The organism is Blautia sp. MSK17_66, from assembly GCF_020538025.1.
In the GTDB taxonomy this organism is placed as follows: domain Bacteria; phylum Bacillota; class Clostridia; order Lachnospirales; family Lachnospiraceae; genus Blautia_A.
On sequence record NZ_JAJBNQ010000030.1, the window covers coordinates 20,605 to 38,773 of the forward strand.

Sequence of the window (18,169 nt, forward strand, 5' to 3'; positions counted from 1 at the left end):
ATGAAAATGAGCGAAAACAATGATTATATTCAGTTACCACCACTAAAAAAAGACACACCAGCCGATGTGGTAGCATTTATGTGGGAGTACATGAAAGTACCGGAGAATTCAAGAGAAAAAGTTAAGAATCTGCTTAAAGATGCAAATGAAAATGGAGTAAAAATAAGTCATCAGGCATCAACACTGTATGATGTTGTTCCGAAAGAAGAAATTGTTGAATTTGAAGAGCTTATGCGCAAAACCATAGCTGACATTGTATCAGAAGCCAGTAGCGTTGCCTGTTGGGTGTATGTGCAGAAATATGTGAAGCACAAAACCCTAAACGAAATGCTGCAAGAATTGCCAGACGTAGGTCAATTCATCCTAGCTATGAATACCTGGTTTGAAAAACTGATGGAGAAATAATCTAGGAAAATAGTTTAAAGTTTACATGTTATGATCATGTATGAAGTTGGAACAAAATAAAAGAATTGTGCTATAATATTGTTCAAGAAAAAACTCATTGACATATTTCAATCTATTTAGGAGGATAAACGATCATGTGTACAGCAGCAACTTATAAAACAAAAGATTTTTACTTTGGACGAACCCTCGATTATGAATTCTCTTATGGTGATCAGATAGTAATTACACCACGTAATTATGCGTTTAATTTTCGCCATGTTGGCGATATGAAAAATCATTATGCAATTATTGGAATGGCTCATGTTGCAGAGGATTATCCTTTGTATTATGATGCTATGAATGAAAAAGGAGTGGCAATGGCAGGACTGAATTTTGTCGGAAATGCTGTTTATGCTGCGCTTAAGCCAGATGTGGAAAATATTGCACAGTTTGAATTTATTCCGTGGATTTTAAGTCAGTGTTCTTCTTTAGTTGAAGTTCGCGAGCTTCTTGAACGAATTAATATTGTTAATACTCCTTTCAGCGAGCAATTACCATTAGCACAATTACACTGGATCATTTCTGATGAGAATGAGTCAATTACGGTAGAATCTATGTCAGATGGTTTGCATATTTATGACAATCCAGTAGGAGTGCTTACGAATAATCCGCCATTTCCACAGCAGATGTTTCAACTAAATAATTATATGTATTTATCTCCTAAACAGCCCAGAAATACTTTCTGCGAAAATTTGGCTCTTGATGCATATAGTAGAGGTATGGGAGGATTAGGTCTTCCGGGAGATCTCTCATCTTCCTCACGCTTTGTACGTGTAGCTTTTACAAAGGTAAATGCAATTTCAGGTGAATCAGAGGAAGAAAGCGTTAGCCAATTCTTCCACATTCTCGGATCTGTGGATCAGCAACGAGGATGTTGCGAAGTAGCGGATGGAAAATATGAAATCACATTGTATACGTCGTGTTGTAATGTTACAAAAGGTATTTATTATTACAATACTTATGAAAACCATCAGATCAGTGCAGTAGATATGCATGTAGAAAATCTGGATAGTGATAAAATGATTTGTTATCCAGTAATTCAAGGAGAACGAATCAACTATCAAAATAAATAATGTTTTGAAATCAGGGATGAGGTAGAAAGGAAAGTTCCATGACAAAAGATGAAGTAAAAAAACTCAGGATGAACAGTCCGGAATCACTACAGTTTTTCAATAATGCTACAAAATTTTATAATTTAATGATGATGTATCGTTGTGCTATTAGGGAGATACAAACTAAACTTGAGGTTTTGGATGATGAATTTTCAGTTGAGAACAATCGAAATCCTATTTCTTTTATAAAAACAAGAATTAAGCAGCCCAATAGTATTTACGATAAATTGCAGAAGATGGGATATGAATTTACAACAGAAAATATACAGACATATCTCAATGATGTAGCAGGCGTTCGAATAGTTTGTGCGTTTATTGACGATATTTATATGATATCAGATTTGATTACCCAACAGGATGATATTAAAGTTATTGAAATAAAAGATTATATAAAAAATCCAAAATCGAATGGTTATCGAAGCTATCATATGATTGTTGAAATACCAGTATTTTTTGCTAAGGGTAAAACACCTATGCGTGTAGAATTACAGATTCGAACTAATGGTATGGATTTCTGGGCAACATTGGAACATCAACTTCGCTATAAAAAAGGAATTGAAGAAATGCCTGGCTATGATGAGATAAGTGAAGAATTACTTCATTCTGCAAGAGCTATCATTGAAGCAGATAATGAAATGCAGAGAATAAAAGACAAAATTGGTATGTTCCACGAAATTTAGGGAGAAAACTGAGCAAGTAGGAAGGTGGAATATATATGAAACAAGATACTTTAGAGGGCAAAGCAAAAACAAAAAATGGGGTAAAACGGCTGTGTTTTTCCATAATCTGCATTCTTCTGGAAGTGATTTTTATTATTACTATCGTAACACGCTTGAATGAATATGCAGAAATCATAAATTTATTTACAAGGATTTTGAGTGGGATCTTAGTTTTGGGATTGTACGCATCAAATAAGACATCCTCTATGAAAATGCCTTGGATCATCTTAATTCTAGTTTTCCCAATTATGGGTGTAGGCCTGTATTTGTTGATTGGTTTGAATGGTGGCACACATAAAATGCGTGAGCGATATGCAGAAATTGATAGCAAATTGTTACCAATGCTTCCGGACAGTCAGGAGTGTTTGAGCAAAATAAAAGAAACAATTCCGAAAGCAGGAAATATAGCAAGTTACATACAAAGAAATTCGCAGTATCCAATCTATCAGAATACGGATATTGTGTATTTTGATGAAGCAGTGAAAGGATTAGAGGCACAGCTTAAGGATTTGGAGAAAGCACAGAAGTTTATCTTTATGGAATATCATGCGATAGAAGACGCTGAAGCATGGCATAAGATTCAAGATGTTCTGGAAGAGCGAGTAAAAGCAGGTGTGGAAGTTAGAGTATTCTACGATGATATGGGTTCTATAGGCTTTATTAACACAGATTTTGTGAAAAAGATGGAGGCAATAGGAATTCATTGCCGTGTATTCAATCCGTTTATGCCAGGTTTAAATCTGTTTTTGAACAATCGTGATCATAGAAAAATAACAGTTATTGATGGAAAAGTCGGATTTACAGGTGGATATAATCTAGCAAACGAATATTTTAATTACACACACCCGTATGGACAGTGGAAAGATACAGGTATTCGTTTAGAAGGAGATGCTGTTCAGTCGCTTACGGTGACATTTTTGGAAATGTGGAATGCAGTAAGTGATAAGGATGCTAATGATTCTGATTTTAGTAAATACCTTTTCCACTATGATTATGCGGCACAGCAAACTGGGTTTGTTCAACCTTATGCAGACAGCCCTATGGATAATGAGCAAGTAGGAGAAGAAGTTTATATCAGTATGATAAATAAAGCTGAAAAATATTGTTGGTTTATGACTCCATATCTAATCATAACAGATGAAATGACGCATGCGTTATGTCTGGCTGCTAAGCGAGGGGTAGACGTAAGAATTATCACACCTGGTATCCCTGATAAAAAATTCATTTATAATATAACTCGTTCTTTTTATCATGGATTAGTTAAACATGGTGTTCGTGTTTATGAGTGGACTCCTGGTTTCTGTCATGCAAAAATGAGTGTGGCAGATGACTGTATGGCAACTTGTGGAACAATTAATCTGGATTATCGAAGTTTATATCACCATTTTGAAAACGGCTGTTTTATGGCAGATTGTCAGGCAGTTGTGGAAATAAAAAATGATCTGATAAGAACGATGGGAGAATGTCGTGATGTGACAGACCAATATCAAACCGGACGAAGTGCATATTTGCGACTGGGACAATTATTTATGAGATTATTTGCTGGATTGCTATAAGAATCTGATGAAACGACCTTTCAAAAAACAGTTGATTTAGAAGTTAACTGTTTTTGAAAGGCCGTTTTTGCTATATCTAACAGTCTGTTGTACAAAGAAGATTTTGCATGGATAGTGATTAATACAACGGAGTAAGAAAAGCTCCTTCATATATTAGAATAAAAATATGACTGTTTCTTTAAAAAGAAGCCGGTCATATTTTTTTATGAAAAATAAATTTTGTTGAGGTTAAATTGAGATTGACTTTGTATTGTATAAGTATGAAATAAAAAGGAATCAGGTGATGTACAATGAAAAAGCATAAAATATGTAAAATCCTTCTTGTTATACTGGCAATTTTTTTATGTGTGGCTTTTTATGAATTGCTCGGAATCTGCGTTGCATATAAAAAGCAGCCGGAAGTGTCCAATACAACCAAAAAAGAAACAAAAAATGGGTCATGGAACGAATGCAGTGAAAATACAGAACGGGCAGTAATCATAGAAAAGAATCCAGAAGCGCTTTTACAAAGAGTGCGTTTGATCAAGAATGCAAAAAAGGAAATTATTCTTTCTACTTTTGCATTTCAATCCGATGAAAGTGGAAAATTGATTTTAGGAGCACTGCATGATGCGGCAGACAGAGGTGTACATATTCGTCTGTTAGTAGATGGAATGGAGAGCTGGATTGATATGGAAGGAAATCCGTATTTCTATGGATTATCTTCCCATGAGAATGTTGAAATTAAACTGTATAATAAGGCCAATCCGTTGAAACCGTGGAAAATGATGGGTAGAATGCATGATAAATATCTGATTGCAGATGGAAAGAGATATATTCTTGGGGGAAGAAATACATACAATTATTTCCTGGGTGATTTTCCGGGACATAAGAACTATGACAGAGACGTGTTAGTGGTTTGCGATGAACCTGAGAAAGAAAATTCAGTTAACCAGTTGTCAGAGTATTTTGAAACCATATGGAATCAGGAAGACTGTGGTTATTTTCATAACAATAAAAAACTGGCAAATAGAAAATCTGTAAAGAACGCAGTTTTAGAGCTGCAGAACAGCTATCAGAAATATTTTGAAGAGAATAAGGAAAGAATCTGCGAGACCAATTATACGGACGAAACTTTTGAGACAGAAAAGATTACATTAGTGTCAAATCCTATTCACACAGGTTCCAAAGAACCAGTAGTGTGGTATCAGTTGGGAGAATTGATGAAAAATGCAAAAAATCGTGTGAAGATCCACACGCCATATATTATCTGTAATGATATGATGTATAATACATGGGAGGAGATTGCAGAGAACGTTTCAGATTTTTCTATCATGACAAATTCAGTTGCGAATAATGGGAATCCATTTGGGGCTGCCGATTATGCGAAAAACAGAAATAGAATCTTAAGTACAGGAATTAATATCTGGGAATATGAAGGCGGTTATTCATACCACGGAAAAAGTATTCTGATTGACGATGATCTGTCTGTAATCGGTTCCTTTAATATGGACATGAGAAGTGCATATCTGGATACGGAACTGATGCTTGTAATTCGCAGTAAAGATATTAATAAACAGTTGGAAGAGGGCATGATGGAATATGAAAGAGTGTCCCGCCAGGTATTGGAAGATGGAACCTATCGTGATCCATATCATGTAGAGCCAATCGAATTAACAAAGAAACGTCAGAGAAAAATATTTTTGGTACAGCATCTGCTTGGATGGTCAAGGTATCTGTTTTAATAAGGAGGAAGGAAAACGTGTTTCAAATATTGATTGTAGAAGATGATAAAGAATTAAGCCAGCTATTCCAAAAAGTGCTTGAGAAGAATGGATATCAAGTCAAAAGTGCATCGGATGGAGCACAGGCATTAGAAGTATTGGATAAGGAATATATTGATCTGATCATTTCTGATATTATGATGCCGGTTATGGATGGTTATGAACTGGTGTCGGAACTCCGTTCAGCAGGATATCAGATACCGGTACTTATGATCACTGCGAAAGGTTCCTTTGATGATATGCGCCAGGGATTTCTTTCGGGAAGTGACGATTATATGGTAAAACCGGTAAATGTGAATGAAATGGTTTTAAGAGTCGGAGCACTGCTTCGCCGTGCACAGATACTGAATGAACACAAAATTGTGATCGGTTCAACAGAGTTTGATTATGATGCAATGACGGTTACAACTGATAAGGAAAGTCTTGTTTTGCCTAAAAAAGAATTCCTGCTTTTATATAAGCTTGCAGCTTCGCCAGGCAGAACATTTACAAAACAACAGTTGATGGATGAAGTATGGGGATACGAGACGGAGGCAGACCCACATACGATAGAGGTACATATAGGAAGAATCAGGGAGCGTTTTAAAGATAACCCTGATTTTGAAATCGTAACAATGCGTGGAATTGGATACAAGGTGGTGAAAAAATAATGGAACAAAAGAAAGAAAAAGGATTGCGGATCCGATCCTGTCTGACTGGTGCAATCTGGCTGGCACTCGTATTTTCAACAGTCATATCTGCGTTATTATTTGCTTTTTTGAATCATTTTTTTAATCTGCCTGGTAGCATACCTGTGCTTGGCTGGCTTTTGATTTTCAATACATTGATTGCAGGGCTGATCACTTCCTTTATCAATGCAAAGTTACTGGAACCAATTACCAGGCTTAGTAAAGCAATGAAGGAAGTTTCTCAGGGAGATTTTGAACAGCATTTGGAAACGAACAGCCGTATAGCAGAAGTTGGAGAATCTTATCAAAGTTTTAACGTTATGACAAAAGAACTTCGTGCAACAGAGGTGCTGCAGATGGATTTTGTATCTAATGTTTCTCATGAGTTTAAGACCCCGATTAATGCCATTGAAGGGTATACAATGCTGCTTCAGGGAGAAGAACTGTCTCCGGATCAAGAGGAATATGTAGAAAAAATCTTATTTAACACCCAAAGACTTTCCGGATTGGTTGGTAATATTTTGCTGTTATCCAAGTTAGAGAATCAGAATATACCAATGAAAAAAACAGAATATCGTCTGGATGAACAGATCCGCCAGGCATTTCTTTCATTGGAAACAAAATGGACAGAAAAAGAAATTGGTTTTCAGGTAGAATTGGAGGAAGTTAAATATACTGGGAATGAAGGACTTTTTATGCATATCTGGATAAATCTTTTGGATAATGCGATTAAGTTCAGCCCTTCAAAGGGGACAATTACGATGTTTCTGAAACAAGAACAGGATTCTGTTAAGTTCATTCTGGAAGATGAAGGACCAGGAATAGAGGATGATGTAAAATCCAGAATATTTGACAAGTTCTATCAGGTAGATGGATCTCATAAAGCAGAAGGAAATGGCCTAGGTCTTGCACTTGTAAAACGGATTGTAGATAGTGCCGGAGGAACAATCAAAGCAGAAAACCGTGAATATGGTGGATGCAGATTTGTTATAGAGCTGCCAAAGCAGAAAGATGAGATTATATAGTTTTAAGATAAATTAGAAGATGGGAGGATTTATATGACATTTTATCAGGAGTTGCAGTTAAATCAGGCAGGTTCTAAAAACCTGTTGAAAAAGAGTGAAACACTAAAAGAAAAATTATATCATATGTGGGTATATCTGGTGAAGATAGCTGTTACAATGGCATTTTGTTTTTTCTTTGTTAGTATTTTCAGCATCCTATTTGGAAATGAGAACAGCATTGTAGGTGTAGTAGTCTTATTATGTCTCATGGTGTTTAGAAATGCGGATCTGGGGATCCACACCGGACAATCTACGATGCTTTTGGCTTTGTTCTTTGTAATTATGACTGTATGTCCGCATTTAGCAAATCAGTTTTCACCGGTATTGGGAATGCTGTTAAATATTGCGGCACTGGCTGTGTTGATTCTGTTCGGATGCCATAATCCATTTATGTTTAATCAATCTACATTGGTTCTTGGGTATCTGCTGCTATATGGTTATGATGTTACGGGAAAAAGCTATCAGATGCGATTAGTCGGAATGGCTTTAGGTGCAGCACTTACCTGCTTCGTATTTTATCGAAATCATAAAAACAGAACTTATAAAAGAAATCTGAAAGATCTGATACAAGAATTTGATATCACTTCTTCCAGAACAAAATGGCAGATATGTCAGATTTTATGCGTACCGATTGTCCTTTGCATTGCAGAACTTTGTAATATGCCACGTGCAATGTGGGCTGGTATTGCGGCCATGTCCACGATTTTGCCGTTTATGGAAGATATGCACTACAGAGTCCGTAAAAGGATTGTCGGAAATATTGCAGGTGTTATATGTTTTACAGTATTATATTTTCTGCTTCCTTCGTCAATCTATGCATATATAGGAATTCTTGGTGGAATTGGTGTAGGATTTTCAGCACAATATGGCTGGCAGGCAGTATTTAACACATTTGGTGCTTTAGCCATTGCTGCAGAGACTTATGGACTACAAGGAGCGGTTAGTCTTAGAGTGATTCAAAATGTTTTTGGTGTTGTGTTTGCTTTAGCATTTTGTGTTATATTTTATTGGTTTATGTCTAAAAAAAAGGAAAGTGAGGTGACCGTACATGCAGAGTGAAGTGAATCAGGAAGAAAATTTGAATAGAATTATTACGGTTCCTAATCTTCTTTCTTTTTTTCGGCTTTGTCTGATTCCGGTAATTATATGGAGTTATTGTGTAAAGAAAAATCCTCTGTTAGCTGGTGAAATCTTATTGCTGTCTGGTCTTACGGATCTTGCTGATGGATATATCGCAAGAAGATTCCATAGGATTAGTAATTTAGGAAAAATACTTGATCCGGTGGCTGATAAGCTGACACTGGCAGCGATGTTAATCTGTCTGTTTACTCGTTTTCCGCATGTGCTTCTTTTAATCGTAATAATGGCAGGTAAGGAGCTGTATATGGTAGTCAGTGGATGTCTTGTGATACGAAAGACAGGAAAAGTACATGGTGCAGACTGGCATGGAAAGATAGTAACCTTTTTATTATATGGAACTGCAGCGGTGCATATTATATGGTTCCACATTACACCGATGGTATCAGATCTGTTGATTGGTTTGTGCGCTATAATGATGGTCATATCGGTCGCTCTGTATATTATCCAAAATACCAGGACTCTTAAGGGAGAGACTGTATAAGCAATTTTATATTGCAATGACTAGAAAAATATTTAGGAGAAGATAGATATAAACAGTAAGTCAAACACACAAACTATGGAGTCTTTAGTCGGTTTAATAAAATTTTAAATGAAAAGCCTAATCCCCCAGCATAGCTGGGGGATTAGGCTTTTCATTCAAGGAAAATTATCATTGGTCACGTCCGATCAGAAGCCTTGGCATTCGTGCTGATGATCTGGTAATGGGAACAGTACCGGTGCAGTTAGATTTGTTTATGAATGAACAACGTCGAGAAAAACAGGAGAAGTTAGACAGAGCAGTAGATGAAATCAGACGACGGTTTGGTTATCACAGTGTCCAGAGAGCATTTATGTATCAGGATAAAGTCTTATCAAGTTTGGATGCACAGAAATCCCACACGGTACATCCAGTAGGATATTTTAATGGGAGGTAAGTTCTTTGGAAAATTATAAAGTATATGTTGAAGTAACCGTAAAATTTAGTACTGATGGTGTTATGATGCCCGTAGAATTTATCTGGGAAGATGGAACGAAGTACATCATTGATAAAGTAAAATCAAAAGAACGATGTGCGAGTCGTAAGGCAGGTGGTACTGGAATCATGTATACAGTAATGGTAGATGGTAAGGAATGCCATTTATATTATGAATTTGATAAATGGTTTATGGAGCGCAAGAGTGCGTAAAGATTTAAGAAAGAAAATGGGATCTGCGGAAGAGCTGACCTTTCCCTTTTGCTCTTTTCAGATTGACATATAAGGGCATTACATCTATGTTCATGAAACAATATACCCACTATATTGTCCATGCAGATGTGGCTCTGCTCAAGAATAATTCTTATTGAGCTTCCGTCAAAATCACAGGGATGGGAGTGTAGAACGTCAGAGAAAGACGATTCAATACGAAAAAAGGAGATTTTGATAATGACAGAGAGAGATTATGCGATTAGATCGTTTAAGGAAATTACATTAAATGCAGCACAACATACAGAAGAGAGAATGGATCTGTACTATGAAAAGATTAAAACACTGATGAACAATTATCAGGATTTGATTTTGGAAAATCAGATGGTTTTGGATGAATTAGAGCAAGAGTGTCAGGAAAAGATCAATGAGAATATGGCCTATGCCCTTCAGTATATGGATGCCTATGATTACCGCATGAATTTAGGAAAACTGAAAAAAGAAGTAAACAATATCATTCTAATCTATGGACTTTGTGATATGGTCAACCGGGCAATGACACTGGTAAAATATTTTACGCCGAATTTTGGAACAGAATATTATGATGTGCTTTATGGCTGCTTCTGCAGGCATAGAAAAATGACAGATATGGAAATTATGCTTGAACTGGGGATGAGCCGGGCAAGTTTTTATCGGAAGAAAAAAGCAGCTCTCCGGTATATGGGATATTATTTTTTTGAAATCGTAGTGCCACAGTCTGCAAACAAACGATATAAGCCATCTTTTCCAGAAACGGAAGAGTAGATTTGAAAGAGCCTGATGGAATCTCCCCTTTCCATCAGGCTTATATATAATGGAATACTCCCCTATTCCTCTTATTATTCCGCAGATTCTTCAGCTGCAGTTTCTTTCTTTTTTCTGGATTTGCCAGAAATCATTTTATGACCAGAGTAAATGGCCATAGCCATGCAGATCAGTGAACTGAATGCACAATATTTATGCGCTGATTTCATATTCTTATAGCCGGTGTAGCAAGTTCCGATCATGGAAACCAGCGCACCGATAGACCAGTATTTATGTGATTTCATTTGAACCTCCTGAGCTTTTTTTATATCATACATCTTTTTTAGAAATATGCAAACTTGAATTTATCGTCTTGTTCCATTCTTATCAAAATTCTTTTTTAATGCTATTTCTGTTGGGAGAATAGACCCAATTAAAGGAATAAGTTGAACACCACAGATAATTCCTCCTATACTCCCAACACAATCTTCATTTTTTCCAATCACTAAAAGCATGAATATTACTGTTATCGGCAACATAACCATTCCACAGACATACCAGACTTTACCACAATATTTATGAGCAAATTCCCATGCGAAATTGCAGATGAACAATTATTATGGAGAAATTATAACAGAGTATTTGACAAATTATATGTGTTTTATTGTGTTGTCAGTGGAAATCTTCTCCATACTTTTTACTTTCGGAGTGGTAAAAAGTGTTGTTGTACTGTTATTTGTGGACACGGCAATTTTTATTGGATTGTTAGTAGTTGGTTTGGTAAAAATGGATTTGAGAGGGAAAGAAGTTTTATGATTCAAATTTTATATTTCAGAAATAACAATAAGATACTATTTTTCCCACGCCTACTATGAGAACGGCGGCTATGAGATAGAAATTGCATATACTGGCGAATAAAAGAACCGCTGTTGCATGGTTTATTGGCTTCCATGTAGCTGGTATTCGGCTGAGGTATTGAAAGAGCTGGGATTGAAATGAGGGAAGTGGATAAATGTTTTGATTGACGAAATAACCTATACATGATAGTATAAATCCAAAGATGATGGTCTATCAGAGAGACTGTTATATATCTTCAAGTTTAAAAAGATAATTTTCAATAATTTTTCAAAAATCAGAATCGACAATTCATGACAAATCAATCCTGAATCGGGGAACGTTTCTCATAGAAAAGAACTACAAAAAATAAGAAAATAAAAACGGAAAACCATTGTCTGTAGTATAAGTATTTGTTATTATGAAGTAAATAGCGGATATTTTACAAAGTAAAGCTTAATCTAGAGAATCTGCCAGTGGCAGGCCTCTGTAGATACCAAGGTATACAAAAGGAGAATGAAAAAATGAAAAAAGAAGACATGTCCTGTATCGACTGCGCAGTAAAAAACTGCAACAAAATGGATAAAACCTATCCGGATTTCTGTCTGACAACACACATGGATGAAGAAGTTCTAAATGAAGCTATGGAATGCTACAATGAAGACGAGAACCGCAAAGTAACAATCGCTGCAGCTGAAGTAGAGTATGAGAATTACTGCAAACATACCCGTGTCGAAGAAATCATGGATTTTGCAAAGAAGATTAATGCGAAAAAGATCGGGATCGCAACCTGTGTCGGATTGTTGAAAGAAAGCCGTATCCTGGCAGATATCTTGCGCAGACATGGCTTTGAGGTGTATGGTGTCGGCTGTAAAGCCGGAACACAGAAGAAGACATCGGTCGGCATCCCGGAATGCTGCGAAGGTGTCGGTGTGAATATGTGTAATCCGATCCTGCAGGCAAAGCTTCTGAACAAGGCGAAGACGGACCTGAATGTTGTGGTCGGACTTTGTGTGGGGCATGACAGTCTGTTTTACAAATATTCCGAGGCACTGACTACGACAGCAGTGACGAAAGACCGTGTATTGGGGCATAATCCGGTGGCGGCGCTTTATACTGCGGATAGTTATTATTCGAAGTTGAAGAAGAGTGAAGAAGAGTAATATTTCTAATTTGGGCGTTTAAAGATACATAAAGATATCCCATTCAAGCATTTCTCTTTTTATCCAACGAAAAAAAGAACACACAACACTCTGTATGTTCTCTTTCTGTATGTGAAGTCCAATATTATACTTTGAAGTAGCTATCCAATCCTTTGAACTCTTCCGCTTTCATTTCTTTTGTAACATCAGCATAGATGTTCAGTGCAGTTGAAATATCTGAATGTCCGAGTGCGTCTTGAATGACCTTTATATTTACTCCAGCTTCACACATTCTTGTTGTAAATGTATGTCTAAGCGAGTGGCAGCTAAAATGAGGAAGTAACACATCAGGTTCATCACTGTGCAAAAACTGCTCATCATTGCAATCACGGATAATTCTTCGGATTGTCTTGTAGTTTGCGAATATCCGTATAAATAGAAAAAGCCCTTTGAGAAGAGGATTTCTCCCCTCTCAAAGGACAACCAGACAAACTGAAAGTTGCCGCTTTCCTGTACTTACCATTTTTCATTAAAGCGGCTGCATCATCTCAAGAATGATTCCATCCGGGTCTCTAAAATAAAAAGCTCTACTTTCCCCAAATCCATCTGCTCTAAAATCGAAATACTGCGGTTCAGACAAGCACTCCACATTATTATCTACGAGATGTTTGTAAGCAGAATCAATATCATCTGTGTAGAAACATACTTCCGAGATAGATGTTGTAAACAAATCAGAGGGAACTTTCTTTACTTCGTTGTTTACAAACTGAATCAGCTCAACTGGCGGTGCTTCAACAGCCTTGGAGCCATTCAAATAAGCGACCCTTGCTTTGCAATTTACTCTACGAAACATTTTATCTGTTTCTTCGCCTTACATAAAAATCTCTCCTTGAAACTCAAGCCCAAGGACATCTCTGTAGAATGCAATTGAGCGTTCCAAATCAGAAACCGTTAGTCCTACATGATAAATTCTTCCAACCATATATATTTCTCCTGTAAATTCCGATTGAGATTTCACCTGTTTTAAGAGATTTAATAACTGTTATATTTTGTTATTAAATTCTCCGCAAGCCCTTGAAAACACTGGATTTGTCACAGGTGAGTTTTCCCTTATTGTTTCCCTTGTGTTATATCGTCCCACCAGTGTTTACGAACTCTGATAAGGGAAAATACAAGGGCAAAAAAATTATATAAAATAGTATAACACAAAATAAAACTGACTTGGTGAACTGATTGGAATGCTTCTTAATTTTTACAATTAATGATCGATTGAATCATAAGGAGATGGGATACGATGAGAACAATATTTGCAGAATACAATCCACAGTGCAACAGTATTGATGTTTATACCAGTGCCGGCTATATGCTTCGCATTGACTGCTGGGAAGCTGAAAAGAATTTAAAGACTACACCTGGATCAGACTGTGCATTAAACGCACTCGCCATTGATGACCCTCTTGAATATACAAGGTTATATCTTGATGGAAATCTACAGATGTGGGTAGATGCGGAAGACTCATTAGAAATATTTTGATTTTTAAACAAATACAACAGTCGTTTAAATCACTATTAGCTACAATATTTCCAGAAAATTCATCATAGGTTTGTGTAAACGCAAAGAAACGGCGGCTCTGAAAATCAAAGCCGCCGTTTCAAATGGGCATAAAAATATGTCTGCTCTACGACGGCTTTTTTTCTTTTGCCGTCGTCCCGCAGAGTATTATTCAATATTTAATTCAATGTTTCCAGTGAAATTCTCACATTCAATGCCGATATAGTTTCCACCTTCAGGGAGTGTAATTGTATCACTATATGTTCCGGTTGTTTCAAACAAAGTGACTGCTTCATCAGCTCCAGAAATCCAAAATACTTTTGCAGTTCCCTCCGTAACCTCCAGCGCGCAGTCAATAGACAGATCCTTACCAGCTTCACGCTTTATAGAAGTTCCGCCGAACAAATACTCTGTATCTGAAAAATCCTCATAGTTGGCTGTATAGCTTCCTGTATAATCATCAATTCCTTTTTCTTTCGTACCTTGTAAGGATGAATTTCCGGTAAGCGCTATGGAACCAGCAGACTGAACAATATTGTTATACTGATCGAGAAATTCGTCTTTTGTACAACCTGAAAGCATAGAAGCACCCAATAGTATCAGGCATAATGATAAAACTATTTTCTTCACAGCTATCGCCTTCCTTTCCTGCGTACAGCACGCTTTCCTTTTCCCTTGGCATTTGCCTGTTTACGGGATTTCATTTCTTTTTTGTTACTGGACATCAGTAACAACAGCACCGCCCAGAGAACCATGATGCCAACCCCAATGACCGCCAACAAAGGGGTTGAGGATGTGGTTGTTCCGGCATATTCACTCATGTCAAATCCCACTAAAATCAGCGCAGCGGAGAACGGATAGATGCTGGCAAGGATACCACTTTTGAAAAACAACATGCTGTATCCAAGGAAGAACGCCAGAATGGAACCGCCCAGATATGCCCCTCGGATCTGCCCAAAAATCAGGATCAGCGGCATACAGACCAAATAGGTCGTCAGAGCCGCTAACACGATCTGCGTACCTCCATGAAAAAACACTTCCGCTGTCAGTCCCGATAATCCAACCGTCAATCCAGTAATCAAGGTAATGCCAACGCTGTATATTCCCAGCAGAACTGCAAGCATACCGACTAAAAGTAACTTAGCTTCCAACATTTTCGGCATAGAAACAGGAATTGTCATGATGTTTTTCAGTGTATCATGAGTGGATTCTCTGTCTATAAGCCATCCTCCGATCATTACCAGTGAAATTGGAAGGAATATCTGAGTGTTTCCCCAAACAACATTTTCAAATAGTGCAGAAAAATCATAATTTGGATTTCGGTACTCTGCCTCCACAATCAACTGACTTCCATACTGAACCAAAGGACAGAGTGCAAGTGCCACCAGCCCTACCAAAAGAATCTGGCACCGGCGCAGTTTCAGTAATTCCGATTTTAATAAGTTCCACATAGTCACACCCCCTTAGATTTCCTGTCGCCGGTAAACAAATGCAATCAGCGTAAGAAATACAATGGCTTCCACAATAATCACACCGAATACCTGAACACCATTCAGAAAATACGGACTGACCCGTTCCAACAAATCTGCTAACTCCACACTGGTCTGGCTTTGGTCATAAAATTGGAATGTCCAGCGGAAGGCCAGCGGCCCCGGAAACAGGGTTCCTATGTTCAAACCAAAAGGCTGTGTGAGAAACATATCGTTCATGGAAAGGATATAATTCGCAATCGTATAGAAAAAGGTAATCACGACAGACACGATATAGTTTTTATTAAGAAGAACAACGAGCAGAATACAGGGAAGTGCGCCCACCCACATAATCAGCCCTTCTTCAATTCCAACGCCAAACAAGGTCCAAAACCCAACCGGTTCCCAACCCTGAAACAACAAAACCGCAAGATTTACCAATCCTCCAACTGCCATAAAGCCAACGGCAAACAACAGTAAAACCAGCATCTTGGACAGCACCAGCTTGGTTCTATTTACCGGTACGGTAACAAGGTTTTTCAGTGTGTCATTATCAAGTTCCTCAAACAACAGATTCGAAGCCAGTATCACAAGAAGCGGCATCAAAAGCAAATATGCACTAAGCTGGAATAGGCTGGACATCACTCCATTTACAGCATCCACATCAGTGTTTACATCTGCCAGAAAGAAAGCATAAGCCAATGGCATGAAAACAGAAAGCAGTAGGGAAATAAATACCAATGGCTTCCGTTTTAATTTCAAAAATTCGCATTTGATTAGTTTAAGCAATTCCTTCTCCCCCTGTCACACGCTTGAAGTAATCTTCAAGACTTTCTTCACAAGTATGCACCTCCGATACCTCCAATCCGTTTTCTACAAAGGCAGTTACAATTTTCCCCACAGGCAGATCAAGGTTGTGCAGGCGCAGATTGTGGTCGTCCTGTATGGAGAAATGGTTTTCATGGAAATTGCGTTCCAAAATTCTTGCCGCCTGTGCAGTATCAGAGAGCATAAAACGGATATGCTTACTACTTTTTTGCTCCAGCTCAGCAAGGCTTTCTTCTTCCAGCAACGCGCCGTGGTCGATAATTCCAATATCGTCAGCCAGCAAAGAAATCTCCGAAAGAATGTGACTGGAAATCAAAATAGTTTTTCCTCTTGCGTCGCAAAGCTCCCGAATAAAGGAGCGTACTTCTGCAATACCGATGGGATCGAGGCCGTTGATCGGCTCATCCAAAATCAAAAGCTCCGGATCGTGCATAACGGCAAGGGCGATGGCAAGCCGCTGCTTCATACCAAGAGAATACTGTGAAAAGAGCTTTTTATCTTTGTAGGGCAGTCCTACCAGATCCAGAGCATCTTTGATAGCATGATTGTTTGGTACGCCCCGCAGAGTAGCAAAGATACGCAGGTTCTCTGTGCCGGTCAGATTGGGATAAAAACCGGGGGACTCGATCAGGCTTCCGATACGGGGCAACAGCTTCTTTTCATTCCCTTGCAAAGACTTTCCCCAGATTTTGACCTCCCCGGAAGTCGGCTTCGTTAAGCCCAACAGCATTTTCATGGTAGTGGTTTTTCCGGCTCCGTTTCTGCCCAGCAGACCGTAAATTCTCCCACGCTTCACATGGATATTTAAGTCAGCCACACTCTTTTGTGAGCCGTATTGCTTCGTCAGATTTTTTGTTTCAATGATATAATTTGTATCCATATTCAAAACCTCCTGTTCTGTAAGGTATTCTATCATGCCAACCTTGCATTAACCTTGCCGCAACCTTGCATTAACCTTGCAATTTGAAATCCAGTAAAATGACAAAGGCTCCCGCCATAAAGACGGGAACCCGCTTAACTCTCCAAAGGAAAAAGCAACATAAATTCAGTTCCTTTTCCCGGCAAACTTTCAACTGTTATACTCCCACCCATCTTTTCTACAAGCTGATGGACAATAGAAAGACCAAGACCGCTTCCTTTTTCAGACCGTCCTTTGTCACACTTATAGAGCCGTTCAAAAATGTGTTTCAAATCTTCCTTCTCAATTCCCACTCCATTATCCGCCAGCAGCAGCTCCATGTTATTTTCCTTCTTTGACAGGGCAATTTTGATTTTGTCTGCATGGCTGTGAGCGATTACATTTTGAATGAGATTATTGACAATCCTCATATAGCTGTCCATATCCAATCTTACCCGGACAGGCTGTTCGGGAATATCGATGTCATACTCAACCTGTTTATCCTCAAAAATCGGTATCCAGTCAATGAGGATATTTCTTGTCAGCTCTGCGGCCTCAACGCTCTGGATTTCCAAAGCAAACTCGTTTGAATTTAACTTGAACCAGTCAAAGAGTACATCAATATATTCTTTCAGATCATGGGCTTTCCGGCGGGCGGTTTCAATATAATCATCCCGGTCTTTTCCTGTGACCAGTCCTTTGTGTGCAGCGTCAAGATACCCAATCAGAGTAGTAAGGGGCGTTCGCACATCATGGGAAAGGCTCGTCATAAGCTGGCGGTTGGTTTCTTCTGTCTGCCGTACAGTTGAAAGTCTGCTTTCATAGGCCACAACGATCTCGTTGATTTCATAGGCAAGAGGTGCTGTCAGTTCATTTGTTGCAGATAGAATACGCCGGTTGCCATTTCCGTTTTTCACATCAACCAGCACATCGGTCATTTCTGCTATTTGTTTTTTTACACGCCGAACGAGAACGATGGAAGTCAATACAGCCCCAACAGCAATCACAATGGACAAGAATACAATGATTTCCATA

General features: G+C 38.2%; 24 protein-coding genes. 14 read left to right on the forward strand and 10 right to left on the reverse strand.

The features are described 5' to 3' along the window. From LIR34_RS14790 to LIR34_RS14845, 12 genes are all read left to right on the forward strand, one after another. Window positions 1–405 (forward strand): hypothetical protein, encoded by a 405-nt coding sequence (locus LIR34_RS14790; protein ID WP_173903128.1) that lies wholly within the window; start codon window positions 1–3, stop codon window positions 403–405. A 134-nt stretch (window positions 406–539) separates the two neighbouring features. Then, window positions 540–1,517: a choloylglycine hydrolase gene (gene bsh / locus LIR34_RS14795; RefSeq protein WP_161286586.1), complete on the forward strand. Its 978-nt coding sequence runs from the start codon at window positions 540–542 to the stop codon at window positions 1,515–1,517. Window positions 1,518–1,555: 38 nt separating this feature from the next. Then, window positions 1,556–2,236 (forward strand): GTP pyrophosphokinase, encoded by a 681-nt coding sequence (locus LIR34_RS14800; RefSeq protein WP_161286584.1) that lies wholly within the window; start codon window positions 1,556–1,558, stop codon window positions 2,234–2,236. Window positions 2,237–2,271: 35 nt separating this feature from the next. Continuing rightward, a complete protein-coding gene (gene cls / locus LIR34_RS14805; protein ID WP_173903129.1) occupies window positions 2,272–3,831 on the forward strand; it encodes a cardiolipin synthase in 1,560 nt (519 codons plus the stop codon). Between the two features lie 290 nt (window positions 3,832–4,121). Continuing rightward, window positions 4,122–5,555 (forward strand): phospholipase D family protein, encoded by a 1,434-nt coding sequence (locus LIR34_RS14810; protein WP_173903130.1) that lies wholly within the window; start codon window positions 4,122–4,124, stop codon window positions 5,553–5,555. After that, window positions 5,534–6,244 carry a response regulator transcription factor gene (locus LIR34_RS14815; protein ID WP_173903131.1) on the forward strand — a complete coding sequence of 237 codons (711 nt, stop codon included), beginning with the start codon at window positions 5,534–5,536 and terminating at the stop codon, window positions 6,242–6,244. The genes LIR34_RS14810 and LIR34_RS14815 overlap by 22 nt, the downstream gene beginning before the upstream one ends. Continuing rightward, complete coding sequence (locus tag LIR34_RS14820; protein ID WP_005347239.1) at window positions 6,244–7,287, forward strand: HAMP domain-containing sensor histidine kinase; 1,044 nt, start codon at window positions 6,244–6,246, stop codon at window positions 7,285–7,287. Before LIR34_RS14815 ends, LIR34_RS14820 begins: the two co-directional genes overlap by 1 nt. Before the next feature lie 33 nt (window positions 7,288–7,320). Continuing rightward, a complete protein-coding gene (locus tag LIR34_RS14825; protein WP_173903132.1) occupies window positions 7,321–8,385 on the forward strand; it encodes an FUSC family protein in 1,065 nt (354 codons plus the stop codon). Then, entirely contained in the window at window positions 8,375–8,947 is a 573-nt protein-coding gene (locus LIR34_RS14830; protein WP_161286579.1) for a CDP-alcohol phosphatidyltransferase family protein, read from the forward strand. Before LIR34_RS14825 ends, LIR34_RS14830 begins: the two co-directional genes overlap by 11 nt. A 253-nt stretch (window positions 8,948–9,200) precedes the next feature. Further along, a complete protein-coding gene (locus LIR34_RS14835; RefSeq protein ID WP_227240109.1) occupies window positions 9,201–9,380 on the forward strand; it encodes a hypothetical protein in 180 nt (59 codons plus the stop codon). 5 nt (window positions 9,381–9,385) lie between these two features. Then, on the forward strand, window positions 9,386–9,631 hold the full coding sequence (locus LIR34_RS14840; RefSeq protein WP_330585630.1) for a hypothetical protein: 246 nt from the start codon (window positions 9,386–9,388) through the stop codon (window positions 9,629–9,631). A 237-nt stretch (window positions 9,632–9,868) separates the two neighbouring features. Further along, window positions 9,869–10,432: a hypothetical protein gene (locus tag LIR34_RS14845; RefSeq protein WP_173903133.1), complete on the forward strand. Its 564-nt coding sequence runs from the start codon at window positions 9,869–9,871 to the stop codon at window positions 10,430–10,432. A gap of 74 nt (window positions 10,433–10,506) precedes the next feature. Here LIR34_RS14845 and LIR34_RS14850 read toward each other — a convergent pair whose 3' ends face one another. Further along, complete coding sequence (locus LIR34_RS14850) at window positions 10,507–10,716, reverse strand: DUF6219 family protein (RefSeq protein WP_117640132.1); 210 nt, start codon at window positions 10,714–10,716, stop codon at window positions 10,507–10,509. A 60-nt stretch (window positions 10,717–10,776) separates the two neighbouring features. After that, on the reverse strand, window positions 10,777–10,956 hold the full coding sequence (locus LIR34_RS14855) for a hypothetical protein (RefSeq protein ID WP_330609240.1): 180 nt from the start codon (window positions 10,954–10,956) through the stop codon (window positions 10,777–10,779). An 813-nt stretch (window positions 10,957–11,769) separates the two neighbouring features. On the opposite strand from LIR34_RS14855, the gene LIR34_RS14860 reads away from it, so the two are divergent. Further along, entirely contained in the window at window positions 11,770–12,408 is a 639-nt protein-coding gene (locus LIR34_RS14860; protein WP_008705300.1) for a DUF1847 domain-containing protein, read from the forward strand. A gap of 124 nt (window positions 12,409–12,532) precedes the next feature. Here the strand turns inward: LIR34_RS14860 and LIR34_RS14865 are convergent, their stop codons facing one another. The 3 genes from LIR34_RS14865 to LIR34_RS14875 all read right to left on the reverse strand — a co-directional run bounded on the left by LIR34_RS14865 (window position 12,533) and on the right by LIR34_RS14875 (window position 13,369). After that, window positions 12,533–12,820: a tyrosine-type recombinase/integrase gene (locus LIR34_RS14865; RefSeq protein ID WP_330597755.1), complete on the reverse strand. Its 288-nt coding sequence runs from the start codon at window positions 12,818–12,820 to the stop codon at window positions 12,533–12,535. A 96-nt stretch (window positions 12,821–12,916) separates the two neighbouring features. Further along, on the reverse strand, window positions 12,917–13,240 hold the full coding sequence (locus LIR34_RS14870; RefSeq protein ID WP_244092338.1) for a VOC family protein: 324 nt from the start codon (window positions 13,238–13,240) through the stop codon (window positions 12,917–12,919). Between the two features lie 18 nt (window positions 13,241–13,258). Continuing rightward, window positions 13,259–13,369: a VOC family protein gene (locus LIR34_RS14875; protein ID WP_244092339.1), complete on the reverse strand. Its 111-nt coding sequence runs from the start codon at window positions 13,367–13,369 to the stop codon at window positions 13,259–13,261. Between the two features lie 312 nt (window positions 13,370–13,681). Here LIR34_RS14875 and LIR34_RS14880 point away from each other — a divergent pair, with 312 nt between their 5' ends. Continuing rightward, entirely contained in the window at window positions 13,682–13,921 is a 240-nt protein-coding gene (locus LIR34_RS14880; protein WP_173686037.1) for a DUF6061 family protein, read from the forward strand. 186 nt (window positions 13,922–14,107) lie between these two features. Here LIR34_RS14880 and LIR34_RS14885 read toward each other — a convergent pair whose 3' ends face one another. The 5 genes from LIR34_RS14885 to LIR34_RS14905 all read right to left on the reverse strand — a co-directional run bounded on the left by LIR34_RS14885 (window position 14,108) and on the right by LIR34_RS14905 (window position 18,168). Further along, a complete protein-coding gene (locus tag LIR34_RS14885) occupies window positions 14,108–14,569 on the reverse strand; it encodes a hypothetical protein (RefSeq protein WP_173686036.1) in 462 nt (153 codons plus the stop codon). A 2-nt stretch (window positions 14,570–14,571) separates the two neighbouring features. Continuing rightward, on the reverse strand, window positions 14,572–15,390 hold the full coding sequence (locus tag LIR34_RS14890; protein ID WP_173686035.1) for an ABC transporter permease: 819 nt from the start codon (window positions 15,388–15,390) through the stop codon (window positions 14,572–14,574). A gap of 12 nt (window positions 15,391–15,402) precedes the next feature. Next, on the reverse strand, window positions 15,403–16,197 hold the full coding sequence (locus LIR34_RS14895) for an ABC transporter permease (protein ID WP_173686034.1): 795 nt from the start codon (window positions 16,195–16,197) through the stop codon (window positions 15,403–15,405). Next, window positions 16,190–17,116: an ABC transporter ATP-binding protein gene (locus LIR34_RS14900; RefSeq protein WP_173686033.1), complete on the reverse strand. Its 927-nt coding sequence runs from the start codon at window positions 17,114–17,116 to the stop codon at window positions 16,190–16,192. Before LIR34_RS14900 ends, LIR34_RS14895 begins: the two co-directional genes overlap by 8 nt. Before the next feature lie 134 nt (window positions 17,117–17,250). After that, entirely contained in the window at window positions 17,251–18,168 is a 918-nt protein-coding gene (locus tag LIR34_RS14905; RefSeq protein ID WP_173686032.1) for a sensor histidine kinase, read from the reverse strand. Window position 18,169 lies beyond the last annotated feature (1 nt).